This is a genomic window from Enterococcus sp. H57 (genome assembly GCF_003112495.1).
Lineage (GTDB): Bacteria > Bacillota > Bacilli > Lactobacillales > Enterococcaceae > Enterococcus_B > Enterococcus_B faecium.
This window is the reverse complement of record NZ_BEHC01000099.1, coordinates 1-529: the sequence shown is the minus strand read 5'-3', so window position 1 is coordinate 529 and position 529 is coordinate 1. Positions and strand designations below refer to the sequence as shown.

General features: G+C 37.1%; 1 protein-coding gene. It reads right to left on the bottom strand.

Annotated features, from left to right (window positions below; translation table 11 throughout):
* A partial coding sequence (locus tag DIZ30_RS13300) for an IS3 family transposase (protein WP_002305934.1) occupies window positions 1–529 on the bottom strand: 529 nt, incomplete at both ends.

Here is a 529-nt window from a genome sequence, read left to right as displayed (position 1 = left end):
GACTTTGCCAGTTTAATTTCTGTTTTATCCGTTCATTATTGTAGTAATAGATATAGCTATCGATGGCTGATTTTAATTCCTCGAAACAGTTATAAACTTTCCCGTGAAAAATCTCTTGTTTTAATAAGCCAAAAAAATTCTCCATAAGTGAATTATCTAAGCAGTTCCCTTTCCGAGACATGCTTTGAAAGATTTTGTACTCCTTCAATTTGTTTCTATAAGCTTTCATTTGATACGCCCAACCTTGATCTGAGTGAAACGTACGACGATAGGGACAATCGTTAGTGGTCTGGATAGCTTCCTCCAAACCTTCCATTACCGCTAATGCATTGGGCTTTTCAGAGATACGATAGGATAAAATCTCACTATTGAACATATCCATAAAAGGATCTAGATACAATTTCTTTTGACGGATAATGCCTTTGGCATCCACTTCATGGTATTTAAATTCAGTTGTATCCGTCGTGATTTTCTGATGGCAGATACTGGTGTAGAAACGACGATGGATCCGATTTTTGGCTACTGCTCC